The organism is Streptomyces sp. 8L (assembly GCF_020176795.1).
Lineage (GTDB): Bacteria > Actinomycetota > Actinomycetes > Streptomycetales > Streptomycetaceae > Streptomyces.
Map to the genome: position 1 here is coordinate 10,405 of NZ_JAIUKE010000212.1, position 4,596 is coordinate 15,000.

Genomic DNA, 4,596 nt, shown 5'->3' on the forward strand with positions numbered 1-4,596 from the left:
GGCCCCCCCCCCCGCCCCCCCGGGGGGGGGGCGCCCCCCCCCGCCGGCCCCGGCGCCCCCCCGGGCCGGCGCGCCTCCGCCCGCTCCCGTCAGGTCTCCGCGGGCCCGCCGCCCGTCACGAGGGCGGCGATGCGTGCGCGCTCCGCCAGCATCACCGCCGCCGGCCGGCCCGCCAGCATGCCGCCATCCACCGCCAGGTCCTGACCGGTGATCATGCGGGCCGCGTCGCTCGCGAGGAAGACCATGGCCGCCGCCGGGTCGTCCGTCTCGCCGATCCCGGGCAGCGGCTGGTGGGCGCCCATCATGTCGGTCATGAGGTGGCGCAGCCCGTCCGTCCTGGCGTCCGCCGCGTCGGCGTCGGCGGCGCCCGCGCCTTTCCCGAAGATGCCCGTCAGCACGAACCCGGGGGACACGCTGTTGACGCGGATGCCGTACTCGCCGAGCTCCACGGCGGCGCACCGGGTGAGGTGGGCGACCGCCGCCTTCGCGACGGAATAGTCCAGGCCGGAGTATCCGCCCGCGTGGCCGGCGACACTGCACATGTTGACGATGCTGCCGCCGCCCGACTCGCGCATCGCGCGTGCCGCGTACTTGATGCCGAGGAGCGTGCCGGTGACATGCACCGAGAGCGTCGCGTCGAACAGCGACCTCTCCACGTCCATGACCCCCGTCAGATGGGAGGGCGACCCCGCGTTGTTGACCATCACGTCGACCCGCCCGAAGGCGTCCACCGCCCGGTCCACCAGCGCGGCCACGTCCTCCTCCACCGATACATCCGTACGGTGGAACACCGCCGCGTCACCGATCGACCGCGCGAGCGCCTCGCCCTCGTCGGTGCGGCGTCCCGCGATCACCACGCGCGCGCCCTCCGCCGCGAAGACCTCGGCCGTGCGGGCGCCGATCCCGCTCGTGGCGCCGGTGACCACGCCGACCTTTCCGTCCAGTACCCCCATGGGTGTGTGCCTCTCGTCCGGGCTGACCTGCCGTCAACCGCGCGTTCAACTCGCACGGAGATCTTGGCATTCCGTGACGACATCCGTACCGCACGGTGGAAGAACTCGAACGGTCCTGCTCGTAAGCTGCCGGGCATGACCAGGTACCCGTACTCCACCCGCACCGCGAAGGGCCGCTTCCTCACGGTCGTGACCGCGCTCATGGCGGTCGTGCTGGCAGCCCTCGTCCTCGCGTACACGAAGTAGCCGGAGAGCCGAGAAGTAGCCGGAGAGCCGATGAGTCTTCCCGCCCTGACGCTGCCCGAAGAGCTGATGCTGCTCGCACTCGACCCGGCGACGGGAAAACCGCGCGTACGCGCGCGCCACCTCCACTACGGCGTGGCCGCCGCGGCCCTCGCCGACCTGGAGGCGCGCCGGTTCGTCGCGGAGGACCGGGGCCGCGTGGTGCCCCTGTCGCCGCCGCCGACCGGCGAACCGGTGCTCGACGCCGCCCTCGGCCTCTTCGACGACGGGCGGCCCGTACGCGCCAGGCACTGGCTCCGCCGCCGGAGATCGGGCGCCGTCACGGGCGCCTGCGCCGACAGCCTCGCGGCGCGCGGCCTGATCACGGTCGAGACACACCGCGCCCTCGGCCTCTTCTCCGTGTCGCGCTACCCGCTTCTCTCGCCCGGCACCGCGGAGGAGGCCGCCGCGGACTTCCGGGGCGCGGCGAAGATGGGCTTCCCCGAGCCCGGGGCCCGGATGCTGGCGGCCCTGGTCTCGGCCATCCGCCTCACCCGCCACGTCGTGCCCGCGGGCGGCAGCGGACGCGAGACGCGGCGCACCATGCGCGGGCTCACGCGCGAACTGTGGCCGGCGCGCGCGGTCGACCGCCTCATCAAGAGCGAGGCATCGGACGCGGGCTGAGTCCGCAGGGCGCCGTCCGGGCACGCCCTGTGCAGGCAGTAGCCCCGCCGCGTCGTGCATGCGGGGGGGCTACTGGGGCGCCTTACTTTCAGGCCAGCTCGCCGGAGTTGACGGCGGAGACGAAGGACGACCAGCTTGCGGCATGCACGGCCAGGATGGGCCCGTTGGAGACCTTCGAGTCCCGGACCGGCACGACGTGCGAGGCAAGGAGGCCAACGCCGACCTCCACGCAGTTCGCTCCGTTCGTGCTGTAACTGCTTTTGTGCCACGAGACGTTCTCGTGCGGTGCGTTCATGAGTAACGACCTTCCGCATATCCAGTGATCAAGTCGGCGCTCTCATCGGGTGAGAGAGCAGCTGCCCTCAACAGATCATAGGCTTGCGTGCCGTCTGCGACCTCTCCCAAATCCACTGTGATGCGGCCCATTGAGAAGCCGTCGACCCACATCGTGTCCGGGTGGTCTTCGAAGCTCAACAGCGTGAAGGGACCGGCAAGTCCGGGATGTGCCGTGACGCGGCGTGGGATCACCTGGATCACCGACCTCGGGTGAGAGCCGGCCTTCACAAGCCGTCTGAGCTGAGCGCGCCACATGGAGGGCGTACCCATGGGGCGTTGCAGTGCCTGCTCATCGATCACATACCACATGCGCGGCGGCTGTTCGCGCTCCAGAATCCCCTGCCGGGACATGCGCGCAGCCACCAGTTCCTCAAGGTCGTCGGATCGAACTGCGGCAAGCATCGCCCGTGCGTAGTCCTCTGTCTGGAGCAGTCCAGGGATGATCTGTGACTCGAATACCCGCATGGCTGTTGACTGCGCTTCCAGTTCCACCAGGGCTCGAATCCATGGCGGGTACGCATACCTGATGACAATGGGCTGCAACCGCTCGAACGTACCGCCTGTGTCCAGCGCTCTGTCCAGGACGCGGGCCAGGTCTTCCGACGGGACGCGCCTACCCGCTTCGATCTTGCTGATCATCGACTGCGAAGTGTGTGCACGGCGCGCCAGCATCCCCTGAGACTTGTTCTGTTCGCTTCTGATGCGCTGCAACTCGGAGCCGAAGAAGGCCAACAGAGAGGTCGCGGGGTCCGGGTCCGGAGAGTCTGTCTCGGCGGTCATGTCGCGATGATGGACCATGACTGAGGGTGCTGTCATGACTACCGTCCATGACTGAACGCACAGTCATGAGTCACCCCCTGTTGCCCGGGATCGCGGGCGCCGAATCTTGAACCTGTGAGCAACGCACCGCACATCACGGGCCGAACGGTTGAACGACGGCCGCCCCTCGCACATGAAGAACGAGCGGGGGAAGGGCTGTTACGCGTCGGCAGTGTCTGGGAGCTCGCACCACGGTGGGTGCCCCGCGCCTACGCGACACCGGACAGGGACATCCTGCGACGCCTGTACGAAGGGCTGGGGAAACAACTCCGATGAGTGATGCCGACGCGTTCGTCGCGGAACTTCTCAGCCGGCTCGCCAAGAGCCTCGGATACGACGGCCTGGCCGAACGCATCGCCTGCCCCGAACCCGTACGGACGGAGGGGGCGGCCGACTGGCTCGGCCTCGCCCGGCAGTGGCCGCCCTGCGCGTGCGGGGCCGACAACTGCCCGGACAGGGACAAGCGGCCGGACGAGTCACCCACGATGCGACGCCTGCGGCGCGAGGTGGCGGACGCCAACAGAAACTCCCGCAGGCGCCCCACGGGCCCGTAGAAGTCTCCTGGTCCGGCCGGACGGGCGATCGAAACCACAGAGCAGAAGGAGTGTGTACATGGGCAGCGAGGCACGGAAACTGCTTGCGGACCTCACGGAGGACTACGGCGTGGACGGCATGTTGTCCCTGTCGAAGGAGTCTCCGGCCCCGGAACCCGTGCTGGCCGGCCGGGACCGGCGGAGCACCGCCACCGCGAGGGAACGGGAGTGCGCGTGCGACGACCGCGATGACTGAACAACCGGCCCCCCGGCCGGCCCCGCGTCCAGAACGGCCGCCCCGGGCGCGATTGGGCGGGCCGGGGGAGGGGCGCCCGCGGGGGCCGTGGGCCCTAGGCGTCGCCACCCCTCACGCCACGCCCCCGCGAGGACCGCGCGCCCGTTCCGCGCCTCGGGCGCCTCCGTGCGCCTGGGGCGTGCGTATGTTCGATGGTCGGCGTGCCGGACCTAGGGCGCAAGGCTCTGTGGGCCTCCTCCCAAAGCCCTGACTTGGGCCTCTCTGCCGCTCCGGCACAAACGGTGGGATGAATTCCGTGTTACCTGGCGTTGGTGATTCCGGCGGGAAGGCCTGGTAGGCATGGCTGGGCCCCGCCGGGGCGGGCCATGGGCCGGGACGACACACAGGAGGCGCATCACCAGTGGCGACGGGGACACAGAGCTGGGCACGGCGGCTGACGGGGTACGCGTGGCGGTACCGCCGCAGGGTGATGGCGTCCCTCGTGTCGTCTCTCGTCGGCATGGCCGTCACCGCGTTCGTCCCCCTCATCACGAAGGTCGTCATCGACGACGTGATCGGCTCGCACCGGGGCTCGCTCTACACCTGGACGGGCCTGCTGGTCGCGTCCGCCGTCGTCGTCTACCTCGCCACCTTCGTGCGCCGCGACTCCGGCGGGGGGGGGGCCCGCGCCCCGCCCCCCCCCCCGCGGCCCCCGCCGCCCCCCCCCCCGCCCGCGGGGGGGGGCGCGCGGGGGCCGCGGGGTACGCCAAGAACTAAAGCGGCCCCGCGCAGGGCGAGAAAGCCGAAAAGGGGG

At 70.8% G+C, this 4,596-nt stretch carries 6 protein-coding genes and 1 pseudogene; 4 read left to right on the forward strand and 3 right to left on the reverse strand.

The window, feature by feature from the left end; all coding sequences use genetic code 11:
* Window positions 1-89: 89 nt before the first annotated feature.
* A complete protein-coding gene (locus tag LCE31_RS19010) occupies window positions 90-953 on the reverse strand; it encodes an SDR family NAD(P)-dependent oxidoreductase (RefSeq protein WP_225015713.1) in 864 nt (287 codons plus the stop codon).
* A 276-nt stretch (window positions 954-1,229) separates the two neighbouring features.
* On the opposite strand from LCE31_RS19010, the gene LCE31_RS19015 reads away from it, so the two are divergent.
* Window positions 1,230-1,859: a GOLPH3/VPS74 family protein gene (locus tag LCE31_RS19015; RefSeq protein WP_225015714.1), complete on the forward strand. Its 630-nt coding sequence runs from the start codon at window positions 1,230-1,232 to the stop codon at window positions 1,857-1,859.
* Between the two features lie 88 nt (window positions 1,860-1,947).
* Here the strand turns inward: LCE31_RS19015 and LCE31_RS19020 are convergent, their stop codons facing one another.
* Window positions 1,948-2,154 (reverse strand): DUF397 domain-containing protein, encoded by a 207-nt coding sequence (locus tag LCE31_RS19020; protein ID WP_225015715.1) that lies wholly within the window; start codon window positions 2,152-2,154, stop codon window positions 1,948-1,950.
* Entirely contained in the window at window positions 2,151-2,975 is an 825-nt protein-coding gene (locus LCE31_RS19025; protein ID WP_225015717.1) for a helix-turn-helix domain-containing protein, read from the reverse strand. Before LCE31_RS19025 ends, LCE31_RS19020 begins: the two co-directional genes overlap by 4 nt.
* A gap of 311 nt (window positions 2,976-3,286) precedes the next feature.
* Between LCE31_RS19025 and LCE31_RS19030 the strand changes: the two genes are divergently transcribed.
* From LCE31_RS19030 to LCE31_RS19040, 3 genes and pseudogenes are all read left to right on the forward strand, one after another.
* Complete coding sequence (locus LCE31_RS19030; protein ID WP_225015719.1) at window positions 3,287-3,568, forward strand: hypothetical protein; 282 nt, start codon at window positions 3,287-3,289, stop codon at window positions 3,566-3,568.
* A gap of 58 nt (window positions 3,569-3,626) precedes the next feature.
* Complete coding sequence (locus LCE31_RS19035; protein WP_225015720.1) at window positions 3,627-3,803, forward strand: hypothetical protein; 177 nt, start codon at window positions 3,627-3,629, stop codon at window positions 3,801-3,803.
* 400 nt (window positions 3,804-4,203) lie between these two features.
* Window positions 4,204-4,458 (forward strand): annotated as a pseudogene (locus tag LCE31_RS19040) (hypothetical protein); the annotation flags it as partial.
* Between the last annotated feature and the right edge of the window lie 138 nt (window positions 4,459-4,596).

What these genes read in the sequence shown, in the direction of transcription:
- LCE31_RS19010 (WP_225015713.1), bottom strand. Translation starts at nt 953, where the DNA reads ATGGGGGTACTGGACGGAAAGGTCGGCGTGGTCACCGGCGCCACGAGC.
- LCE31_RS19015 (WP_225015714.1), top strand. Translation starts at nt 1,230, where the DNA reads ATGAGTCTTCCCGCCCTGACGCTGCCCGAAGAGCTGATGCTGCTCGCA.
- LCE31_RS19020 (WP_225015715.1), bottom strand. Translation starts at nt 2,154, where the DNA reads ATGAACGCACCGCACGAGAACGTCTCGTGGCACAAAAGCAGTTACAGC.
- LCE31_RS19025 (WP_225015717.1), bottom strand. Translation starts at nt 2,975, where the DNA reads ATGACCGCCGAGACAGACTCTCCGGACCCGGACCCCGCGACCTCTCTG.
- LCE31_RS19030 (WP_225015719.1), top strand. Translation starts at nt 3,287, where the DNA reads ATGAGTGATGCCGACGCGTTCGTCGCGGAACTTCTCAGCCGGCTCGCC.
- LCE31_RS19035 (WP_225015720.1), top strand. Translation starts at nt 3,627, where the DNA reads ATGGGCAGCGAGGCACGGAAACTGCTTGCGGACCTCACGGAGGACTAC.